This is a genomic window from Mesorhizobium sp. M1334, from assembly GCF_040317995.1.
In the GTDB taxonomy this organism is placed as follows: Bacteria; Pseudomonadota; Alphaproteobacteria; order Rhizobiales; family Rhizobiaceae; genus Mesorhizobium.
Window position 1 is genome coordinate 1 of record NZ_JAMYLM010000008.1, and the last position, 19,946, is coordinate 19,946.

The 19,946-nt window shown below is 57.5% G+C and carries 14 protein-coding genes; 8 read left to right on the forward strand and 6 right to left on the reverse strand.

The features are described from left to right. The first annotated feature begins 1,047 nt into the window (after positions 1–1,047). The 4 genes from NKH17_RS16285 (at position 1,048) to NKH17_RS16300 (ending at position 7,738) form a co-directional block, all read left to right on the forward strand. Positions 1,048–2,268, forward strand: coding sequence for a glycosyltransferase family 4 protein (locus NKH17_RS16285; RefSeq protein WP_352480465.1), 1,221 nt, complete (start codon positions 1,048–1,050; stop codon positions 2,266–2,268). 191 nt (positions 2,269–2,459) lie between these two features. Continuing rightward, entirely contained in the window at positions 2,460–3,521 is a 1,062-nt protein-coding gene (locus tag NKH17_RS16290; protein ID WP_352971413.1) for an O-antigen ligase family protein, read from the forward strand. Between the two features lie 4 nt (positions 3,522–3,525). Continuing rightward, positions 3,526–5,520, forward strand: coding sequence for an asparagine synthase (glutamine-hydrolyzing) (asnB, locus tag NKH17_RS16295; RefSeq protein WP_352897598.1), 1,995 nt, complete (start codon positions 3,526–3,528; stop codon positions 5,518–5,520). Between the two features lies 1 nt (position 5,521). Further along, a complete protein-coding gene (locus NKH17_RS16300; RefSeq protein ID WP_352803677.1) occupies positions 5,522–7,738 on the forward strand; it encodes a GumC family protein in 2,217 nt (738 codons plus the stop codon). A 312-nt stretch (positions 7,739–8,050) separates the two neighbouring features. On the opposite strand, the gene NKH17_RS16305 is transcribed toward NKH17_RS16300, so the two are convergent. The 5 genes from NKH17_RS16305 to NKH17_RS16325 all read right to left on the reverse strand — a co-directional run bounded on the left by NKH17_RS16305 (position 8,051) and on the right by NKH17_RS16325 (position 13,968). Beyond that, the gene (locus tag NKH17_RS16305) at positions 8,051–9,097 is read right to left on the reverse strand and encodes a class I SAM-dependent methyltransferase (protein WP_352897600.1); all 1,047 of its coding nucleotides are present in this window, start codon (positions 9,095–9,097) and stop codon (positions 8,051–8,053) included. Between the two features lie 95 nt (positions 9,098–9,192). Continuing rightward, positions 9,193–10,236, reverse strand: a complete 1,044-nt coding sequence (locus NKH17_RS16310) for a glycosyltransferase family 2 protein (protein WP_352480470.1) — start codon at positions 10,234–10,236, stop codon at positions 9,193–9,195. Beyond that, entirely contained in the window at positions 10,233–11,768 is a 1,536-nt protein-coding gene (locus tag NKH17_RS16315; protein WP_352480471.1) for a lipopolysaccharide biosynthesis protein, read from the reverse strand. The genes NKH17_RS16310 and NKH17_RS16315 overlap by 4 nt, the downstream gene beginning before the upstream one ends. A 163-nt stretch (positions 11,769–11,931) precedes the next feature. After that, positions 11,932–13,014 (reverse strand): NAD-dependent epimerase/dehydratase family protein, encoded by a 1,083-nt coding sequence (locus NKH17_RS16320; RefSeq protein WP_352897718.1) that lies wholly within the window; start codon positions 13,012–13,014, stop codon positions 11,932–11,934. Positions 13,015–13,257: 243 nt separating this feature from the next. Further along, positions 13,258–13,968 carry a helix-turn-helix transcriptional regulator gene (locus NKH17_RS16325; RefSeq protein ID WP_352480472.1) on the reverse strand — a complete coding sequence of 237 codons (711 nt, stop codon included), beginning with the start codon at positions 13,966–13,968 and terminating at the stop codon, positions 13,258–13,260. A gap of 287 nt (positions 13,969–14,255) precedes the next feature. Here NKH17_RS16325 and NKH17_RS16330 point away from each other — a divergent pair, with 287 nt between their 5' ends. Further along, the gene (locus NKH17_RS16330) at positions 14,256–15,995 is read left to right on the forward strand and encodes a PAS domain S-box protein (RefSeq protein WP_352480473.1); all 1,740 of its coding nucleotides are present in this window, start codon (positions 14,256–14,258) and stop codon (positions 15,993–15,995) included. Between the two features lie 180 nt (positions 15,996–16,175). Here NKH17_RS16330 and NKH17_RS16335 read toward each other — a convergent pair whose 3' ends face one another. After that, on the reverse strand, positions 16,176–16,850 hold the full coding sequence (locus NKH17_RS16335) for a LuxR C-terminal-related transcriptional regulator (RefSeq protein ID WP_352480474.1): 675 nt from the start codon (positions 16,848–16,850) through the stop codon (positions 16,176–16,178). A 512-nt stretch (positions 16,851–17,362) separates the two neighbouring features. Here NKH17_RS16335 and NKH17_RS16340 point away from each other — a divergent pair. The 3 genes from NKH17_RS16340 to NKH17_RS16350 are packed head-to-tail and all read left to right on the forward strand — an operon-like array spanning position 17,363 to position 19,940. Further along, on the forward strand, positions 17,363–18,085 hold the full coding sequence (locus NKH17_RS16340) for a nucleotidyltransferase family protein (RefSeq protein WP_023675619.1): 723 nt from the start codon (positions 17,363–17,365) through the stop codon (positions 18,083–18,085). Between the two features lie 47 nt (positions 18,086–18,132). Then, on the forward strand, positions 18,133–19,269 hold the full coding sequence (locus NKH17_RS16345; RefSeq protein ID WP_352480475.1) for a DegT/DnrJ/EryC1/StrS family aminotransferase: 1,137 nt from the start codon (positions 18,133–18,135) through the stop codon (positions 19,267–19,269). Next, positions 19,266–19,940: a sugar transferase gene (locus NKH17_RS16350; RefSeq protein WP_352704735.1), complete on the forward strand. Its 675-nt coding sequence runs from the start codon at positions 19,266–19,268 to the stop codon at positions 19,938–19,940. The genes NKH17_RS16345 and NKH17_RS16350 overlap by 4 nt, the downstream gene beginning before the upstream one ends. Positions 19,941–19,946 lie beyond the last annotated feature (6 nt).

Here is a 19,946-nt window from a genome sequence, read left to right on the forward strand (position 1 = left end):
AGGATGAGGTTACGCCCTCGTGCTCATTCAGATACACCAGGCCCTTCATGCCATCCGGCAATGCGTTGACCTGGCTAACATATTGAACGTCGGCCAGATTGAACCCGGCGGTTGCGATTTCGGTGGCGGAGCCACCCGAGGCGTAGTGCAGAGTTGCCATCCAATATTCCTTTGTCTCATTCGATAGCGCCCGGGGATTGCCTACTAGAGGGTGTATATTAGCGCCAAATCACATACCTGCAGCCTCTGATAGAATGGTTGATCGCCAGTAGGAATGCTGCACAGAGGGAGAAATCCCAATAGATGTATTAAATAAATATCAAGTATACAATCACGTTAAGCTCGCATAGCTATGCAGATCAATCCCAATTTAATTGAAAATCGATAGATTAATTGTTTAAAAATTTAGCCTGCATGTTGCGGTATTGAGTTGTTAATTTAGCTGTTAACCTGCAAATTGACAGATCAGAAGAACATTTAATCTAAGGGACAAGGCCCTTCGTAGTCCATTGCCGCAACCAATTAGTTGTGGACAATTCGTAAGCGTCTGCCCGCTCGTCGCGGGATATCGGTCGGCAGATCAGGTTTTCGACATCGGAGGGGTCGAATCGGCTTGCCCGCTGGTCGCAAGGAGGCAAGCCGCGTCAGGGATTGTGGGTGAGAGGGCTGATCATCATGCCTGGTAACACGCGGACCGGACAGGGAGCTTAGGAATCGCAGCGTAGAGCAGCCGTACAGCGCACGACTGTCGGAAGGGCTTTCTTCGGTTGGCTTATCAGTGACGAGTCCGGCTTGGCAGAAGTCGCCAGAGTTCGAGGCACAATTCATCGGCGTATCCACAAGATGCCGTCGAGGTGCTTCGCGCTGTGCGTAAGGCCGTGATCCCAATGCGGTTTACCTCATTCAAACAGACGAGGACAGTAGGCAAGCCTCCTCCTACCGTACCCTTTCACGCGCACAGAAGTAACGAAGCAAAACCATGAAAGCAGATGCGAAAGGTAGTTACTTCATGCGACCGAAACACGGCGCACGGACGGGAGCTTCGGGATGAATCCGCATCTCGTTTGTGTGGGAGGCGAAGATCACGCCCTGAGAATTCCGTTCCTAATGTCGCTGCGCGAAAGCGGCTTCCGGGTCACTGCGGTTTCGACCGGCGATGAGGCTGCGTTTTTGCGGCATGGCATTCCGCATCGCCGCTACGGTTTCGACCGATTTGCCAGCGGCGGTGGCGAGTGGACCGCCGTAAGAGCGATTCGGAAACTGGTTGCGGAACTCCGGCCTGACATTGTCCAAAGTTTCGACACCAAGCCTAACCTGCTCGCACCCCTTTCGCTGCGCGGAACAGTCCCGGTCGTACGCACGATCAACGGCCTGGGCTGGACATTCTCCTCGCTCGAACCGCGGGCTCTGACCCTGCGTCCAATCTTTTGCGGACTGCAGTGGCTTGCTTCCTTCTGGACGGCAGCGACGGTGTTTCAGAACCGGGACGATGAGGCCTTCTTCAAGCGCTTTCGATTAATTGAACCCGGCAGCGGAAGAGTGATCCGCAGTTCTGGCATCGACGTCGATGCGTTCGCCATGGCGAGGCATCTTGCTCCGCCGGCAACGAAAATGCGCAAGGAACTCGGGCTCCAGTCAGCGGAGATCGTGATTTTTGTGGGCCGGCTGACCCGCCAGAAGGGCATCCCGATACTGCTTCAAGCAGTGCCCCGCGTCCTTTCCAAAAGACCTAATGCTCGTTTCGTGCTTGTCGGCCCTTGGGAGTCCGAAGGTCCATTTGCAGTCGACAAGTCGGAAATCGATCGACACGCTCCTCATGTTATCGCGCTTGGCCCACGACGCGATGTTCCAGCCCTTCTTGGCATGGCCGACGTGTTCGCCTTCCCCACACAATATCGAGAAGGAATCCCGCGCGTCCTGCTCGAGGCAGGGCTGGCGGGTTTGCCCATCGTTGCCTCGAACATGCCCGGCTGCAATGAAGTGGTCGAGGATGGATGGAACGGCTATCTTGTCCAACCGCACGACGCCGATGGTCTTGCATCTCGAATAGTTGACATCCTTTCCGACCGCAGTCGCGGAAAAGTCATGGGCGGTCGTTCCGTCGAACTTGTCCGGGAGCAGTTCGCGCTGCCGCGGGTGGTGGCCCAATATTGCGATCTGTACAAAAATATCCTTGGTGCCAAACCCCACAGCGATCTCGCCCGACCGGCGTCTCCGACCTTGTTTGGAGAGGGTGCTGCGAGAAGCAGATTGGACGGGCGCCGATGATCCGGGACGCGATCCTGGCCTGCGGCCTCGCAACGACCTATGCGGTGCAACTCGACATTCCAGGGTCGCCCTTAGGGGTTGGCGAACTGTTCATCGTACTTTGGATCATGCTGTCGATTGGGCGCGTACTCGCCGGGGGCCACCTGGAGACAAGGCCGGCGCTGACACGCCTTGTGAGCTTCTGGACGATCATGGCGCTTGCTCTCGGGATCGGCACCGTCGTCGGCTATCTGACCACAATTCTATATCTGACGGGCCTGATGCACGATACGATGGCCTACCTGCTGTTGGTCAGTATCACCTGCCTAGCCGCTGCAGAACCCGACGCTGATCGCCGGCTGCGTCGTACTGGCTGGTGGGTTGTGGGCATCGCGAATATCGCGCTTGCCATTCAGCTGGGACAGGGCTGGGGCTGGATCCCCCAAGCTGGCGTCGATCCCTGGTACTGGGACCGCTTTCGTGGCTGGTCGCATAATCCAAACCAGCTCGCGCTCTACTGCGCAATCTTTGGCCCGCTAGCCTTGCATCTTGCGACCACCACCAGCAATCGATGGGGCAGGTTTCTTGGGATCGCCAGCTTGTTCCTGACCTTCTATGTCGGGAGGCTGACAAAGAGCGATACCTATTTGTACACCAGCATCCTGACCTGCCTGACGTTCCTCGGGCTGCGGATCAGGACATGGCTCAAGACCGGTGGCAACAGGGTCAGCTTTTCACGGCAAGCCGTCCTCCTGTTGCTTGTCGGTATCCTTCCGTTGGCGATCGCGATAACCCCTTACGCCGTAACTGAGGCGAGCGTCCTCGAAAATTTCGCCAAGGGCCTGACCAAGGACAAAGGCGGCGAGGCCACTGCCGAAACCGCCGCACTCCGCGTGCATCTCTGGAACGAAGCGCTGGAGAAGGGCGCCGAATCCGGGTCGCTGGGCCTTGGTCCAGGTCCGCATCTCGAGCGCCCATCAGTGTTCGACTCGCAATTTCTGGAACGGCCCTTCGAGGCTCACAACACGATCCTCGACCTGTACACTCAAGGTGGTCTCATTGCGGTTCTGGCGCTGGTCTGGATAGTCGGCGCCGCCATCATATCGGTGTGGCGTGCGAAGCTCGACGCGCTGTTAGCGCTCGTGGTGTCAATCATCATCTTCGGGATGCCGCATCTGATCATCCGCCACCCGATCGTATGGTTTGCGCTAACCATCTGCCTTGTCGCCGGTACGCCGAAAGCAGTTTCTGCAATCTCCAACAATCCGGGGTAATGGTATGTGTGGTATTGCCGGAATTCTTCTTGCCTCCGATTCAGCCGACACGAGGCCGCTCAGGGCAATAGAGCAGATGACGGCCGCACTTCGTCACCGCGGGCCGGATGGCGAGGCATTCTGGGTAAACTGTGAATCGGGGGTCGCCTTCGGTCACAGGCGGCTGGCCATAGTTGACCTGTCGGAGGCTGGCCGTCAGCCGATGCATTCTGAAAGCGGCCGATATGTCATTACATTCAACGGCGAAATATACAATTTCCGTGATTTGCGCCGTGAGCTGGAGAGTACAGGCCATCATTTTCGGAGCGCCAGCGATACCGAAGTCATGCTCGCCGCAATTGAGAGTTGGGGCCTCGAAAAAGCACTCACCCGTTTCGCCGGCATGTTCGCTTTAGGATTGTGGGACCTTAGGACAAGGACGCTCCATCTCGCCCGCGACCGAATGGGTAAAAAGCCGCTTTATATCGCCTCAACACGCGATGCACTTGTTTTTGCTTCCGAGTTGAAGGCGATCAACCGTTTTCCAGGGTTTTGCCAGGAGCTCGATATCGATGCGGCCGCGGCAATGCTTTCGAAGGGATGGGTACCGGATGACAGCTGCATTTGGCGAGGCGTGTTCAAGCTGCCGCCGGGTTCGGTCCTGTCGGTAACGGCCGCTGAGTTCTCCGGGGAACGCAGTGTCGCCTCTCTGTCGCATCGCATTCGACGCTGGTGGTCGCTGGCCGAAGCCGCCACGGAAGGGCGGGCGGAACAGGTCGCCGGCAGCGACGAGGAACTCACCAATGAACTGGACGGCCTGCTTCGACTTGCCGTTCGGGAGCGCATGATCGCTGACGTCCCGCTCGGGGCCTTCTTGTCGGGCGGAATAGATAGCTCGACGGTTGTGGCCCTTATGCAGGCTCAATCGGAAAAGCCTGTGCGCACGTTCACGATCGCTTTCGGAGAGGGCGGGTTCGATGAGGCTCCCCACGCTGCGGAAGTCGCGCGCCATCTGGGGACCGACCATACCGAACTCCACCTTTCGGCTGCCGTAGCGCGCGACGTCATTCCAGAACTGCCGCAGATCTGGGACGAGCCATTCGCTGACGAATCGCAGATACCAACTCTGCTGGTGGCGCGGCTCGCTCGCCGGCACGTTACGGTGGCTCTGTCGGGCGACGGTGGCGATGAATGCTTCGCCGGCTACGCACGCCACTTCATGGCGGCCCGCCTGCGACGACAGCATATTCTGCCGTCAGCACTGCGTCGGGCGCTCGCGGCAGGCACTGGGTTATTGGCCCGTGCAGCCCGCCACGATCTCGTCGGCAAGCTGCCGCTTTCGGAGGGTGCACGGCATGCGCTTCGGGGGGATCGGCTGAATCGCCTAGCTCAGCTGCTTGCTGCAGCCAACGAGGACGAGTTGTATCGGCGACTTACGGGATCATCGAACGAGAACCTGAGCCTCCACCAGCCACCGTCATCAATTCACGTCGAGCACCGGCTTGATGGGCTGCTGTCCCGTCTGTTGTATGACGATATGGCTGGATACCTCCCCGGCGATATATTGGTGAAGCTGGACCGCGCCAGCATGGCCAGCAGCCTCGAGGGGCGATGCCCGCTGCTCGATCATCGGGTTGTCGAATTTGCCTGGCGCCTGCCGACGAATACGAAAGTTCGTAATGGCAAAGGCAAGTGGATCCTTCGTCAGTTGTTGCGCCGATACGTTCCGCAGCGGCTGATCGAGCGGCCGAAGCAAGGTTTTGATGTTCCTATAGCCGTCTGGCTGAGAGGCCCGCTGCTGAGTTGGGCAAACGACCTTGTCGCCGATATGCGTTTGTCCGGAGACGGGATTTTCGACCTTGCAGAGGTGGATGCGTGCTGGCGCGATCACGTTGACGGCAGGCACGACCATTCTCGTGAATTGTGGCCCGCTTTGATGTTCCAGGCCTGGCACAACGAGGCAAGGCGCCCATCGCCCACAGCAACGGGTTCTCGCGTGCCCGAACTTACAGGAGATTAAGATGGAAGGGTCCATAGTTAGCCGCATCCACCTTCCGCACGTTAACGAAATGCACGTGCCTGCGCGCGAAATCGCTCCGCGCATGAAACGGCCTTTACGCGAACAGATGGACACGCAAACCCCATTCCATCAGCTCCTCATTACCCTCTCAAGAAAAAAATGGTTCCTGCTGGCCATGGTCATCACTGGCGGTGTATTAGCCGCGCTTGCGGGTCTTGCACGGCCTGCCCTGTATGAAGCCACTGCACAGGTAATCGTCGACGCACCTAGTAGAGCGGCCCCTGCCGGCGGCTCGGTCTCTACTCAAGATGTGCTGGATTCCAGCATTGACGACCACATCACCATGCTCTCGTCGCAAGGCCATCTGCGAAGCGTGGTGGCAGCGCTGCGCAAAACGGACGCTCTCAACAATACTAGAAAGGCTGATGCTGTTACCGAAAATTCTGCTGCTGACCCTGCGGGCGTCGAGCCGCCGAAGTTGCGCTCGGGTACAGCCGATCTGCTGGCCGAAATTTGGCCGCGAAGCACTCCGGCGGAGCCAGATGCGGCTGAACTCAAGATACTGCGTAAGGGTATAAGGATCGGCCAGGAGTTGCGATCAAGAGTCATCAGTGTCGGCTTCACCGATCACGATCCGGCGCGAGCTGCTTTGATCGCCAATACGTTCGTGCAGGTGTATATTGGCGATCTGGCAAGGAAAAGCCAAGCATCGGACAGACTGGAACTTGAATCAATAGTTGCCGGACTTCCAGCTACACAGAACAGTCTCGCAGAAGCGACCGATCGTCTTGAGAGGTATCGGCTGAGCCATGGCGCGATCGACCAAGGTGCAGCGGATAATGCCGCCAAGGAGATAGTCGAACTCACCCAGCAAATCTCCTTGTCGAAAGCGGATCTCTCCGCATCGGAATCTCGACTCCAACACATTCAGGACTTGCGAAAGGGGGGCGCGTCGGTTGCCGCGGTAGCCGAAACCATCGGATCACCCGTGCTGGCCGATCTCTTGGCACGCCAGGCCAACGGCACAACAGATGAGGATGTCACAAATGCGATCGATCGTGAGATCGAACAAGAAATCGCCCGCGTCGCTGCCGAGACGAACATCTATCGCTCCCAAATAGCGGTGCTGCAAAAGCGTAAGGACGTCCTGGATGCGGTTGTGGCCGATACAGCCGGCCGGCTTTCCGGATTGCGCGCTCTCGAGCCCCAGGTCGGCATCCTGACGCAGCGCTACAACGACCTTTTGACCCGGCAACAAGACTTGATGCGGCGTATTGCAAGTCCATCCCCCGGAGTCAGGCTTCTCTCAGCGGCGTGGCCTCCTACCAATCCAACGACTCTTTCGCCAATATTTCTTATTCCGCCCGGCATGGTTGTGTTTGGCCTGATTGGGGGGATCTTCATACTTGTCCGCCAACGCTTCGATAGCACCTTGCACGGGGAGGCCGAAGCTGAAGCAGCGCTCAAAGTTCCGTGCCTCGGGCTAATACCCCAGGCTGCCACAACGCACGCGAGGCGACTGCAGCAGCTGGTTTCAGGTCAGCAGGAGTCAAGATACAGCCGCGCCGTGACGGCCCTGCTTGTCGCTGCAGCGCCCCAGCGGGCGAGGGATTGCTCGAACATAATCTTGATAACATCCTGCAGTGAGGATGATGGCAAGACCGAGCTCGCATGGAGCATGGCCTTGGCGGCCACAAGACTTGGAGGGCGAGTACTCTTTATTGATCTGGACCGCACGGACCGCCGCCTTACAGGCGAGTTTGTGAAGGAATTCAGCGCACGTAAGCCGCACAATTTTTTCGGAGACTATATCAATGACCGTTGTGCGCTGCGCGATGCGATAGCTGGAATGTCGGCAATCGGAATCGATTTCATGGCGCTCGCACCGTCGGAGGATCTGCTGCCCTTACTGTCCAGTGTCGATGGCTCCCCTTTCAAAGATGAACTGCACTCGGTCTATCGGGTGGTCATCATAAATGGGCCGCTGGGGCTTGAGGGACCAGAGGCCAGACTCCTGACAGGCTGGGGTGACGTGGTTCTTTTCGCCATTCGCTGGGCGAAAACGCGACGCAGCATCGCGCGAGGCGTCCTAGACTTGCTTGCGGGCGATACGCCAGCTTCGGTTCCCGTCGCAAGCGTTCTCACGAAGGTTAATCTCAGGAAGCACGCGGGTTACCGGTTCGGGGACAGCGCTGATCTCTTGCTGGAGGGAGCATGACGAGCTCGGCTTTTACTGTTACCTCCTTCCCACCACCGCTCGTTGAAAATCACTGTTTTGGGCGCCGATCGGCTGCCGGCGCAGGCCATTCGCTCGTAGCCGAGGTTGCCGCGGAGAGATCCGTCCGGAGCGTGGGGCCGAGGTGTCACAACGGAACCTACTGGCCAGGAGCCGCCGGACGGGCATTCATGAATTTCGGGAGCCACGCCTGAGGCGACGCCCCTGATGCCATCCTTCGTCTGCTTGGCAGGTCCAGCAGCCTGGTGGTGTCAAAATCACCTTCCCGCTGCAAGCGGCGTGGCGCACCGCTCATTACTGCTTGGCTTGGCGATGAATCTGTGGCGCAGGTGACGAGACTTTGTCGATTTTCGCCCAGAGTGCGCTCCCGCCCATCGTAGATGCGTTCCTGATGGCGTATGCCCATGCCGGCAAGCGTGACGGTGAAATCGCAAGGGCGGTCAAACCTTGCGCCATTCGTTGCGCTTTGCTTCGCGGCAAGGCCCGCACGAACTCACTCACACTACCTGGTTTTTGTCCCTTACGCAAAAAGCTGTGGACGATGTCTTGCTTCAGGAATTTGGCGAGATTGAACGGCTCGCGCTCGCATTTGCTCAATTGCAAGCCGTGCCGCCGACATATGGCATCGAAGGCTCCTTTCGTCCATCGGCCAATGTGGTTTGGTGGCATGTCTACGAGCGAACCGTGAGACTCCATATAGTACGTTCTGTTTTCATTTGGCACGGCAATGAAAACAGATCCTTGGGTTTTCAGAAGATATTTTAAGCGAGCAAAAACATCATCCACTTGGTCCATATGCTCGAAGACCTGAAACATGAAAATAAAATCGAACGCCTCTTTCATGGAACTGAAGCTGCCATCTCGAAAGTCACTTGCAAATGTCTTGAAACCTTTTGACGCCAGTACTGATCGCGCCGTTTCGTTGTAGTCGACGGCAGAAATATCCGAAGTATGGAAGAATTTATTCTTGATGCGGTCGAGAAAATACCCAAATCCCGATCCCACTTCGAGAGCAGTCTTTCCGCCAGTATTCAGGCCCGCGAGCTCTTCGATTGTCCTTGCATATTCCCATTTCATAGTTGGATAAGAAGGGTACGCCCAGGCTAAGTTATAAAACTCAAAGCCGCCGGCGACGAACGGATCTGCGAAACCGAATCCGCAATCTGCGCATTTGCGAATGTCGCAAGTGTTACGGCCCCAGAGATCCGACAGGTGGCTTGTTAACTTTCGGGAGCGATCGGGGTCCTGACGCGGATTGATGAAATGTCGAGAGGCCTCGTCTGCTGTCACTTCGAACAATTTTGCGGTTGATACACTGCCACACGCCGGACAAATGGTCATCTCGCTATCCCTGAAGCCTGGACGAAGGAAAGCCGCCTTCGACGGTGTAGAATGCGTGCCAGCCGGCCAACGCAGGCCTCAATGATGCCGCCACGCTAAATTCGCCTCTGGCTACGCAACCGGCCCAGTCTCGGGCGGATGGCGAACGCGTAAGTAAGAATGTGCTGGCTCGCAATTTTCATGACTGATGGGCGAAGAATTTGCATGGCATCTTGGATCGTCGCTCGCCATGACTGCTGGTGGAATCTGCTGGGAATACGAGCAACCCGCAGCGCCCGTAACAAAGTCTCGGGGCGAGGGAGGTGTTTACGATCCTGAATTAGATTCCAGTTAAGCTCTTTGACAGCAAGAGTTACTTGATCAACTTCGTCAAAATTCTTAGTCGTAGTGATGCTCGGGTGATTGGTCGCGTCGTAGAAAATCAAGCCGTCATTTATCGCGACCATGTCTCCGTGGCACGCCAGGTCAACAAAGAACAGCTGGTCGACTCCGGCCGGGATAGAATTGTGCGCGCGCATCAGGCAACCCGCGTGAATGACGTCGCGGTTGATCAACAGCGTCGACGGGATGATCCCGAGGCTCCGCGTCGTACGGACCAGATAGAGGTCCGTTAGGCATTGCTGGCTCGAGTAGACGGAGATCCGTTGTCGCCCTTGCGGTGGCAATCGGAATTTCATCCGATCGTCTTCAATTATATTCGCGGCACAGGTCATGAATGCAGCCGAGGGATGCTTGGTGGAAACCTCGGCAAAGGTCTTGAGTGCGCCTGGGGCGAGCCAGTCATCGTCATGGAGCAGCTTGATCCATTTTCCGACGCAAGCGAGCATGGCGTTGTTGGTATTCTCGACCTGACCCCGGCCCCGACCGTTCTCGACAATTCGGATGCGAGGCTCGGTCCGTGCATACTCGGCCACGATTGCCCAGGTCGCTCCCTCGCGGCCCTCGTCGTCGCTGACGACCAGCTCCCAACTGGCGAAATCTTGACTCAGAATGCTATCCATCGCCCGGCGGATCGTGTCCGGTCGGCGAAAGGTCGGGATGGCAACTGAAATGAAAGGGCGCAGTCGCGAAGCATCAGCGCGATGATGTTGGTCAACCACATCGGTCGTTGGAAGCTGATCAAGCTGCGAGTGCTTCATGGTGTTTTTCCCTCGAGATGATGACTCTGCTTTGGTATGGCGGCTCCCGATGGTTCGACGTAGTGGCGGAGAAGATACAGAGAGGCCGCCGTTTTCAATGCAAACCCGACGGCGCCGCCGGCCGCCATCAGATAAATGACTTTAAGTGGTTCCCAACCTGCCTCAGCACCGGCGAGTAGCGGGCCAAATACAAGCGCCGTCCGCGCGCCGTCGACGAGAAGTCGTACCTCTTGCCGCCGCAGAAGAGCCGGGACATCTTGAAGCGGTGTCGACAACGCCTGCGTGGCACCCATGAACGCCAGCGCGGTCATAATGTCTGCGGCGGGAACCCAGGGCGCGCCCAGGAGGGGAACGACGATATATGGCGCGGCCAGGCCAAGCGCTAATATTGGCAATGCAGTGAGGCCGGCTGAAAGCATCAACAGGCCGTGCGCGGTGCCGAGCAAATGTGCGCGACTGCTGGTTTTGTTCGCCTCAGATACAAAAACATTGCTAAGCGGGTTGGCGATCAGCGTCACGGGTGCAGTCACCAGCCGTGACGCAACTCCCAGGTAACCGGCAAAAGCGGCGCCAAACAGCGAACCAACGAGTATTGCGGGAAGATTGATGATGGCAAAACTCGCTAGGGCCGAGGGAATGTCGAACAATGGAAACTTGTATTCTCGCCTGGCGACTGCAAAGACGGTCCGCCACGGCGCTCGGGCGATGCCGCCTATGTCCTTTCTGCTCAGAACCCGAGAGCCGAGGATTCCGATAAAGATGAATTGGCTCAGGATATGAGCATGCACCATCGCCTCACCTCCGAAATGGGCGAGCCCAAAAGTTAGTTGCAGCAGGGCCATGGTCGCCGGCAAAATCAGGCGGCCGAGGGCGAAGTCGCGTAGCAGGCCTACGCGCAAACTCCAGCAGTTCATTGCTTCGACGAGGCCGGCACCCCCCATCCCAAGTGGAACGAGCCAGGCGAGGTGGCCAACTCGCGCTGGAGCGATGCTCGCCCACAGCAGTCCTGCCGCAAAGGCAAGGACACTCGTCACCATGACAGCCAGGAGAATGAGCTTAACGGTCACGTATGCCTGCGCACTGTCCTTGACCCCATAAAGCGAGGCCTCGAAACGCAATGCTGCGATCGCACCGAGGATGTTTACGATCGACAGGTAAATCGTGAAGATCCCGAAATCTGCCGGGGAATAGAGCCGGGCCAAAACGGGAATGGCGGCGACCAGGGTCAGCTGGCCGGCAATCGCCATGGCCGAAACGCCTCCTGCCGCGCGAAGAATACCGCCGATCGGGCTTGGAGGAACACGGGTGATTATTTTCTCGACCGTAGGAACCGTCCTGGATCTCAGAAAGTAGCTTTGGGACATGAGCTCGCGATTCCGAGGAGGCAAAAATGCGGTCGAATAGAGCTTACGATGGGGCCTGAACGTCACCATCATCCATCTGAATGACATTGTTCGGCAGAACGCGGATGCGGCGAATTCTTTGTGCTCCGTGCCAAGTACAACTTCAGTCTCTGAATTGAGATCGCTCATTGGAACTGCCCGCGATAAGCTGATTTGCGCGAGGATCGCGCGGGGCATCGATGACCGGAAATTTCGTCGTTACGCTGTGCGGCATCACCTTGATCTTTTGACCAGACCAGCAGCCGAGACAGGATAACAGACGCGTGGATCCGTCGCTCCGACAAGGCGCGGATCACACGGTGGCCCCTACATGCACCAACTTTTGTTGCCGTATGCTGGTCGCGGTGTCCCTTCCATGAAAGTCCCGGTACCATTCGACAAAGCGTTGCACTCCGTCCTCAAGGCGCGTCGTCGGGGCGAAGCCGACGGCCTTGCGAAGATCGCTGACGTCGGCGCGTGTCTCTAAAACGTCGCCAGGCGGCAACGGCACATCCACGCGAAGCGCCCGGCAGCCAAGGGCGGTCTCGATGATCGAAATGAGCCGGTTGATCTCCTCGGGCCAGTCGTTGCCGATGTTGTAGACGCGATACGGCGCGGAACTTGTAGCAGGATCGGCGGTGAAAGGGTCCCAATGCGGATCGGGCCGCGGCGGTGCAGCAAGCGCTCGAACCACGCCCTCAGCGATATCGTCGATATAGGTGAAGTCTCGCCACACGCGGCCGGCATTGGCTACTTCGATTGGATTCCCCTCGATAATCGCACGCGTGAACATATAGACCGCCATGTCGGGCCTGCCCCAGGGGCCATAAACAGTGAAGAAGCGCAGTCCAGTCATAGGTAAGCCGAACAAGTGACTGTATGAATGCGCCATGAATTCGTTTGAACGCTTGGTTGCGGCGTATAGACTGACAGGATGATCGGCGCCGTGATGCTCGGAAAACGGTATGGTTCGATTTGAGCCGTAGACGGAGCTCGACGAGGCATAGACGAGGTGATTAACGCCGAAGTGCCGGCAGCCCTCAAGGACGTTGAGAAAGGCTATTATGTTCGATTGCAGATAGGCATGCGGGTCAACTAGTGAATGTCGCACGCCGGCCTGAGCCGCGAGATGCACAACGTTTGAAGGTCGAACTTCTGAAAACAGCAACTGGACACGCGCCGCATCCGCCAGATCAATTCGCATCGGAGTGAAGCCCGACTCGGTACAGAGGCGCGCAAATCGCGCTTCCTTGAGTCGTGGATCGTAGTAGGGAGAGAAATTGTCGACGCCGATGACTTCGACACCCAGACGCAAAAGCCGCAAAGCGACGTGAAAACCAATGAAGCCTGCCGCACCGGTGACGACGATCGGTCCGGTCCGTGCCAGTCTCTTCACCGCGCGGTCCGAACGCGATCGAGCGATTTCCACCTTCTTCGCTGCGGCAAGAACAGACTCGCTGCCTACATCGTTGTCCAACTTGTCGCCTTTCGAATCCGTTCGACAGTACCGAATGGCCGGTCCGGGATTGCGGCTTCCGTCATGCGGTGCACGACCTGCCAAGTCATGACACTCCAACTTGCGCCGTCTGAATCCCCGGGCGGATGCCGACGTCCGGCGATGGTATCCAGTGGCCTGCCCCTACGGCAGGACCGAAATGCGGCCAAGAAGGGCCACCAGTTCCGCCTGGCGTTTTGTTTCGGTCTTGGCGAACAGCGAGGCAAGCTGGGAACGGATCGTGGTGCGGCTGAGGCGCCAGCTGCGAGCGATCTCCAAAGGAGCGTCGCCCTGAGCCAGGCGCAAGGCGAGGTGCGTTTCTGCGCTCGTCAGGCCAAACATTCTTTGCAACGTGCGAGGATTTGGCCCAGATCTGTTATCCCGATCCAGCAACGCCACAATGCTCGTTCCGTCGGGAGCGATAACGCCGTTCTCGTTCAGAATCACCGGACGGTCGCCTCTGCTGCGGATCACCACCCAGGATAGTGAGCCCGGCAGGAATTGACCCGGAACATTTGCGATCAGCCGCCTTAGGGCGGTCGTAAGCCCGCTCGCCGTGTCGGCCGCTTCGCCCTGGCGCTCAAGCGTGGTTTGGGCGGCTGCGTTCCACTCGACCACCTTTCTCTCGCGATTCAGCACGAGATAGCCACAGCCAATGCGATCAAGCACGCCGGTTATGGATTCCAGACTGCGGCCTTTTTGTTCGCCGAACCTTGCGTCCAATAGATCCGATGCGCGATCGGCAAGGTGACCAGAAGAGGGCCGCGTATTCCGCGCTTCAAAATCATACCTGGTCCTCGTAGCAATGTACCGATTGCTCGAAGAGGTATTGACCTGTCTATCGATCAGATTCATTTTCTACCCCTAACCCAAAGTTTCACACGCCCGAAATAAGTATTCGGGATTCATGTAGTCTTCTATGTGTCGCTGGATTCTAGTCTTCTATGCGCTGACGGATAATATGTTCATCGCCACCTTGAAAAACTTAATATGATCCGACAGTTCTAAGGCAGCTCTTAGGCCCCGCTGCGTCCGATAAAATGCGCGCTATGATAGCGGTATGGCAATCCGGCAGTGGTACTAAGCTGTACGTTTTTTGCTCTAGTCTCGACGGGCTAGTCAGAAGGTTGTAGTCTGTGTCCATGAGCTCGCAGTCGCGCAGGTCGAATTCGAACCCGTCGGGCAGATTGCTAACTCATATTGCCTCTGCATCGGTGTTAGCTGCCACACTGATATTTGAAATCAAATCGTCAGCCTATATTGGGCAAGGCGCAAGTTTTCTGGAATTTATTCCGGCGATTATTATTATCGCCTATCTCGAAGACCGCGTGGCAGCGCTTGCTGCGACCATTCTTATGGTGACTGTCGGCCTGTGGGCGCGAGGACACGATCACATTTCAAATGGAGATTGGGCACGCGCAATCCTGCTTCTGGTTTCGGGCGGGGTAATTGCCATGACGTTCCATCGCCTTCGGCAGGACTTGCGTGAGTTGCTGGAAGTCGCGGAGGCCAGGCTAGCTGCCGTCGAAGCGACAGAAAGCCGCTATCGTTGGGCCTTCGAACGTGCTGCCCTGGGATTCGCGAACACCAACGAGAAAGGTGAGTTGCTTCAGTCCAACAAACGCCTTTGCGAGATGACCGGGTACAAGGAGGAGGAGCTTGCCCAATTGCGGCTCGATACGCTCGCCCATCCGAATGACCGGCATACCTTGGCGCAATTGTTGGCAAGGCTGGGCAATGACATCTCTTCGTTCGTTTCCGAGGTCCGTCTGTTAAGAAAGGACGGTATGGCATTCTGGGCTCGGCTAACGCTTTCTTCGTCCGTGCCCAAGGGGGGACTCTCGGAGAGCATCTTCGTGGTGGTCGACGATATTTCGGAACGACGCGCTGTTCACGAAGCGCTTCGGGCTCAGAAGGAATGGCTGGACCTCGCTCTGTCTGCTGGACGCTTGGGCACGTGGCGCATCGACCTTAAAGACGGGACAGTCACGGGCTCGGACACGTTCTGGGACATTCTCGGCCTGGCCCAGGCCAATAGCCGCAGTTTGGAGGAACTGTCAGCTGTCGTGCATCCGGCGGACTGGCCAAAGCTGGCCGCATCGAGAAAGGCCGCACCATCGGTCACGAATTACGATGTTGAGATACGTGTCCGCCGACCGGACGGACATATCCGCTGGGTTGCGCTGCGCGGAAGGGAGGAAAGACATGATGATGGTGGACAGCGGCTTGGAGTGGCTGCCGACCTGAGCGAGAGACGACAAACCACGCTGCTGCGTGCCGCGGCAAAGAAGCGGGAGCGCATCATGCTCGAACAGCGTCATAGATTCGGCAATGTTTTCGCGGTGATCACGGCGCTCGTGAAGATGGTCGATGTTCCCGGAAATAACGTCGCCAAATACAAGGAAATGCTGATCGATCGGATACGCGCGCTCGAGGCAACCCATTTGCTTCTTTCCCGCAATGGCAGCGTATCGGGGGCGATAAACGATCTCGTTGCGCAAGAGTTGCACCCTTATATGGGGACACGCGCCATATCGGTCAGCGGTCCGTCCGTGGCGATATCGGGAGGCGCCGCCGAGAGTTTTGCAATGATCGTTCACGAGCTTGCCACCAATTCCATGAAATACGGAGCGCTTGGCGATTCAAAAGGCCGGATCGACGTAAGCTGGACGTTCGCAGCTGAAGACACAGGCAGCGATATCGTGTTCGAGTGGGTCGAATCGGGGCGGCGGCGGACCTCAAGTGTAGTCCGTCATGGCTTCGGTTCCATGATAATCGGAGTGGATGGAGCGCCGCTTGTCGGTCACTCTCCCAGGCTGGAAATATCGGACCAAGGGTTGCGGTATTCGCTGCGGCTGTCGCGCAAGGAAATCGGATTGTAGTGCAGTGCTACAATCGGAAGCAGATATCTAAAGGCGAGTGGCGCTGAGCGACCTTTGAGATGGGCAGTGTTCTTTCCAAGAATGTCGTTGGCCCAAAGCTGCGCCGTGGCTTTGGATATGCAGTAATATGCGTGAGGAGTCATGGGATGCCGTTGCACGTCCAAAAGGACGCGCGGCGCTCTAGCTGGCATGTCTCGAAAGCCAAGTCTTCAGCATAACGGCAGCCTCGGTCCGATTTCGTACCCCCAATTCACGCAGAACCGCAGCAGCGTGGATTTTCGTGGTCGCCTCCGCGATTTCCAGATCGCGCGCAATTTCCTTGTTTGAATAGCCTTCCGCCATCAGCTTGAGGACTTCCTTTTGCCTCGAGGTCAGCCTGCCAAGGTTGACGCCAGCGGTACGTCGCTGTGGGCCCTTCTCGGAGTGGGTATGCGCGTGGGTTGCTTGCGTTGCACCCGACCGTGACAGAAGTGCGGGAACATAGATGCGCCCGGAGAGGATTTCATTGACGGCCAAAACAACCTCTTCGTCCGTCTGCGACTTTACGATGTAACCGTGAAGCCCGATCGACAGAGCCGTGAGTATTTCCGAGCGTGAATCGTTTCCGGAAACGATCGCAAATCGCGTATCCGGATAGGCGGACAGGATCCCGCCGAGCACTTCTTGATTGAACAGGCCTGGCATATTCAGATCCAGGATCGCGAGATCCACGAACGATTGCTCCGCCAGCAAACTGAGCACCGCGTCGAAACAAGACGCTTCAAATATCTCTACACCTGGAATGCCTGCGGTCAGTGCCAATCGCAAGCCGCGACGATACAAGCCGTGATCGTCGGCGATGACGATTCGATACATTGAACTACCCCAACGCGTATCTGAATGGATTGAACGGTGATGGGCCTGAAGTCGTAGCCATTCACTCGTCGATTCATCCAGCCGACGCCGCGGCACCCCCAACACCGCAAACGCCGAATTTCTAATATAATCTTAAATAACGGGAAACGCTCCTCTTTTTTTTTGCCCCTTGTGAGCGAACCCGCCGAACGTCGTCGAACATACGTTCTGACCTTTTGGAAAGCTGACAGACCGGCTGGTCGTTCAGCACTGCCATAGATCCAAAGATATAGAACAGCAAAACGGCCGAATTGTTACCATTCGAATGCACGACGACATCCACCCCGACGGCCACATACCATCCAGATGCAATGTCCGGATCAGGGATCGGTGGGGAAATCTCACCGGTCTTCTACGGGAAATCTCACCGGTTCTTCGGAGGGGCAAAGAACGTGTTTCCCGGGTGCTGACCAAGGCAGGATAGCCGGCCCGTGACGATAGCGTTCAGGCCGAATGAACAAGGGAGGACCAGGATGAAAGCGGTGATTCAATGTGGAGGAATGGGAACACGCCTCCGCCCCTTCACTTCGGTCTTGCCGAAGCCGCTCATGCCGATCGGCGCACGGCCGGTTCTTGAGATGCTTCTGAAATGGTTGCGACGCAACGGTATTCAGGAAGTCTATATTACAACCGGGTATCTCGGCCACTTGATCCGCACCGTGTGTGGAGATGGCTCGCAGTGGAACCTGAAGATTCGATATACGCAGGAGATGGAGCCGCTTGGCACCATCGGGCCACTGTCTTTGATCAGGGATGAACTGACGGAGCCGTTTATCGTTCTCAATGGCGACGTCCTTACGGATCTAAGCCTCAGTCGATTTGTAGCAGCGCACCGTAAGCACACCGATCCGGTGACGATCGCAACAGCCTGTCGTCTGATCAAGATGGATTTCGGCGTCATCGACGAAGTCGACAATACCGTGCAGGTCTTTCGCGAGAAGCCGACCCTCTCGCATCTGGTCAGCATGGGAATTTACTGCATGAACCCGGACGTTCTGCAGTTTATCCCATCCGGCATACCCTTTGGGTTCGACGACCTGATGCTGCAGATGATGCAGAACGGCACAACCGTGCACGTGTACAAGCATGAGGGTCTCTGGCTCGATATCGGGCGCGTCGACGACTTCCAGAACGCACAGACCATTTCCTGGGAAGACCAATCGGCCTCGATCGAGGTCACCGCGACGGCTGCATGATGAAGTCACGAGCTCGGTTCCCACAATTATCAGTCTAGGAGGTTGTGATGCTCTTGGTCAGTGCCCCGATCCTGGGTGTGCCGGAAAAGACTGCTTTGACCAAGGTCATCGACAGCGGCTGGCTGACAATGGGGGAGCAGGTACGAGCCTTCGAACAAGCTTTTGCCGACGTCCATGGTGCGGAGGATTGCGTCGCGGTCGGTTCTTGTACGGCAGCGCTTCATCTCATTTTGCACGCACTTGGCATCGGGCCGGGCGACGAGGTGCTGGTGCCATCCTTGACTTTCGTGGCGACCGCAAATGCGGTCCTCTATGTCGGTGCGACGCCGGTCTTCGTCGACATCGAGTCAGCCGACGTGCCGCTGATGTCGATCGTGGAAGCCGAAGCGAAATGCACGACCCGCACCAAGGCAATCATTCTCGTCCATTTCGCCGGCTACCTCGCCGATCGGGAACAATGGCAGAGGTTCGCCCGTGCCCGGGGGCTGCATATCGTCGAGGACGCGGCGCATGCGCCGGGCTTGAAGGAGGTGGGGACATTTGGTGCCGCGGCCGCCTTCAGCTTCTACGGCAACAAGAACATGACCACGGCGGAAGGCGGGGCTGTGATCGCCAGGGATGCCGGTCTGCTCGAGACAATCCGCCAGGCGCGTGGACATGGGATGACCACCGGGACACGTCAAAGGCTGAACAGCCGCACCCCTCAGTATGATGTCACCATGCTCGGATTCAACTATCGCATGGATGAATTGCGGGCTGCGATCGGACTCGTCCAGCTGCAAAATTTGCAGGAGTGGAATGAGATCAGGCGTATCCTGGTCATGCTGTATCGCCGTCTCATAGCCAAGCATTGTCCGGCCGTGACCATCCCGTTCCACGAGCCGCGGACGTCGGCCTACCACATCATGCCTATCCTTTTGCCACGTTACGCCGACAGGCAAGACGTCATCGACGCACTGCGCGCGCAAGGGATACAAACCACTATCCACTACCCGCCGGTGCACCAGATGACGCTCTATCGTGAGCTTATCCCCGATACTCATTTGCCGCGCACCGAAGATTTCGCGCAGCGCGAGCTGACGGTACCGCTGCATCCGCAGGTCACGGCACCTTTGGTCGAAACGGTGGTTGTCGCTCTTGCCGCAGCGGTTAGCGGTTGCGCTCAGACAGGAACAGCCGCATGAATGCCCTGGACCTAGCCATTCACCGGCCTAACGTCTCAAGTGCCGCCCATGGGACTGTGAGACGAGCAATTGATCTCGTCATTGCTGCGGCCGCGGCGATCGTCTTTGCTCCGCTGATGTTGCTGATTGCCGTGGCGCTGCTGCTGGAAGGCGGTCGGCCCATCTTCTTTACGCAGACCCGCGTCGGGGCCGGTGCTCGCCCATTCCGCATGTACAAGTTCCGCAAGTTCAGCGTAAAATGCGATCCCGGTGGCTTGGCGCTGACCATGGCCGATGACAGCCGCATGACGCCGGTAGGACGGTTCCTCGCCGTCACCAAGTTCGACGAGCTGCCGCAGCTTTGGAACGTCTTCAGGGGCGAGATGGCAATCGTCGGGCCGCGCCCGGAGAGCCTTGTCTTCGCCGATTGTTTTCGCGGGGGCTTCGAGGGTATTTTACAATACAAGCCAGGCTTGCTTGGTCCAGCCCAGGTTCTCTTCCGGAATGAAGCGCATTTTTATCCGCGATCCGTGGACCCGTTACTGTTCTACCGTGAGGTCTTGTTTCCGGCCAAAGCCAGGCTTGACCTTTCCTATTATCCGCAACGCACGATCGTCTCCGATGTCGTCTGGATGGTGCGCGGCCTGCTGGCGGTGCTTGGCGTCGTTTCGCCGCCGCCGATCGGAACTTGAGAGCAG

Excerpts from the sequence above, each read along its gene's own strand:
- NKH17_RS16285 (WP_352480465.1), top strand. The coding sequence starts at position 1,048 with ATGAATCCGCATCTCGTTTGTGTGGGAGGCGAAGATCACGCCCTGAGA.
- NKH17_RS16290 (WP_352971413.1), top strand. The coding sequence starts at position 2,460 with ATGGCGCTTGCTCTCGGGATCGGCACCGTCGTCGGCTATCTGACCACA.
- asnB (WP_352897598.1), top strand. The coding sequence starts at position 3,526 with ATGTGTGGTATTGCCGGAATTCTTCTTGCCTCCGATTCAGCCGACACG.
- NKH17_RS16300 (WP_352803677.1), top strand. The coding sequence starts at position 5,522 with ATGGAAGGGTCCATAGTTAGCCGCATCCACCTTCCGCACGTTAACGAA.
- NKH17_RS16305 (WP_352897600.1), bottom strand. The coding sequence starts at position 9,097 with ATGACCATTTGTCCGGCGTGTGGCAGTGTATCAACCGCAAAATTGTTC.
- NKH17_RS16310 (WP_352480470.1), bottom strand. The coding sequence starts at position 10,236 with ATGAAGCACTCGCAGCTTGATCAGCTTCCAACGACCGATGTGGTTGAC.
- NKH17_RS16315 (WP_352480471.1), bottom strand. The coding sequence starts at position 11,768 with ATGAGCGATCTCAATTCAGAGACTGAAGTTGTACTTGGCACGGAGCAC.
- NKH17_RS16325 (WP_352480472.1), bottom strand. The coding sequence starts at position 13,968 with ATGAATCTGATCGATAGACAGGTCAATACCTCTTCGAGCAATCGGTAC.
- NKH17_RS16330 (WP_352480473.1), top strand. The coding sequence starts at position 14,256 with ATGAGCTCGCAGTCGCGCAGGTCGAATTCGAACCCGTCGGGCAGATTG.
- NKH17_RS16335 (WP_352480474.1), bottom strand. The coding sequence starts at position 16,850 with ATGTATCGAATCGTCATCGCCGACGATCACGGCTTGTATCGTCGCGGC.
- NKH17_RS16340 (WP_023675619.1), top strand. The coding sequence starts at position 17,363 with ATGAAAGCGGTGATTCAATGTGGAGGAATGGGAACACGCCTCCGCCCC.
- NKH17_RS16345 (WP_352480475.1), top strand. The coding sequence starts at position 18,133 with ATGCTCTTGGTCAGTGCCCCGATCCTGGGTGTGCCGGAAAAGACTGCT.
- NKH17_RS16350 (WP_352704735.1), top strand. The coding sequence starts at position 19,266 with ATGAATGCCCTGGACCTAGCCATTCACCGGCCTAACGTCTCAAGTGCC.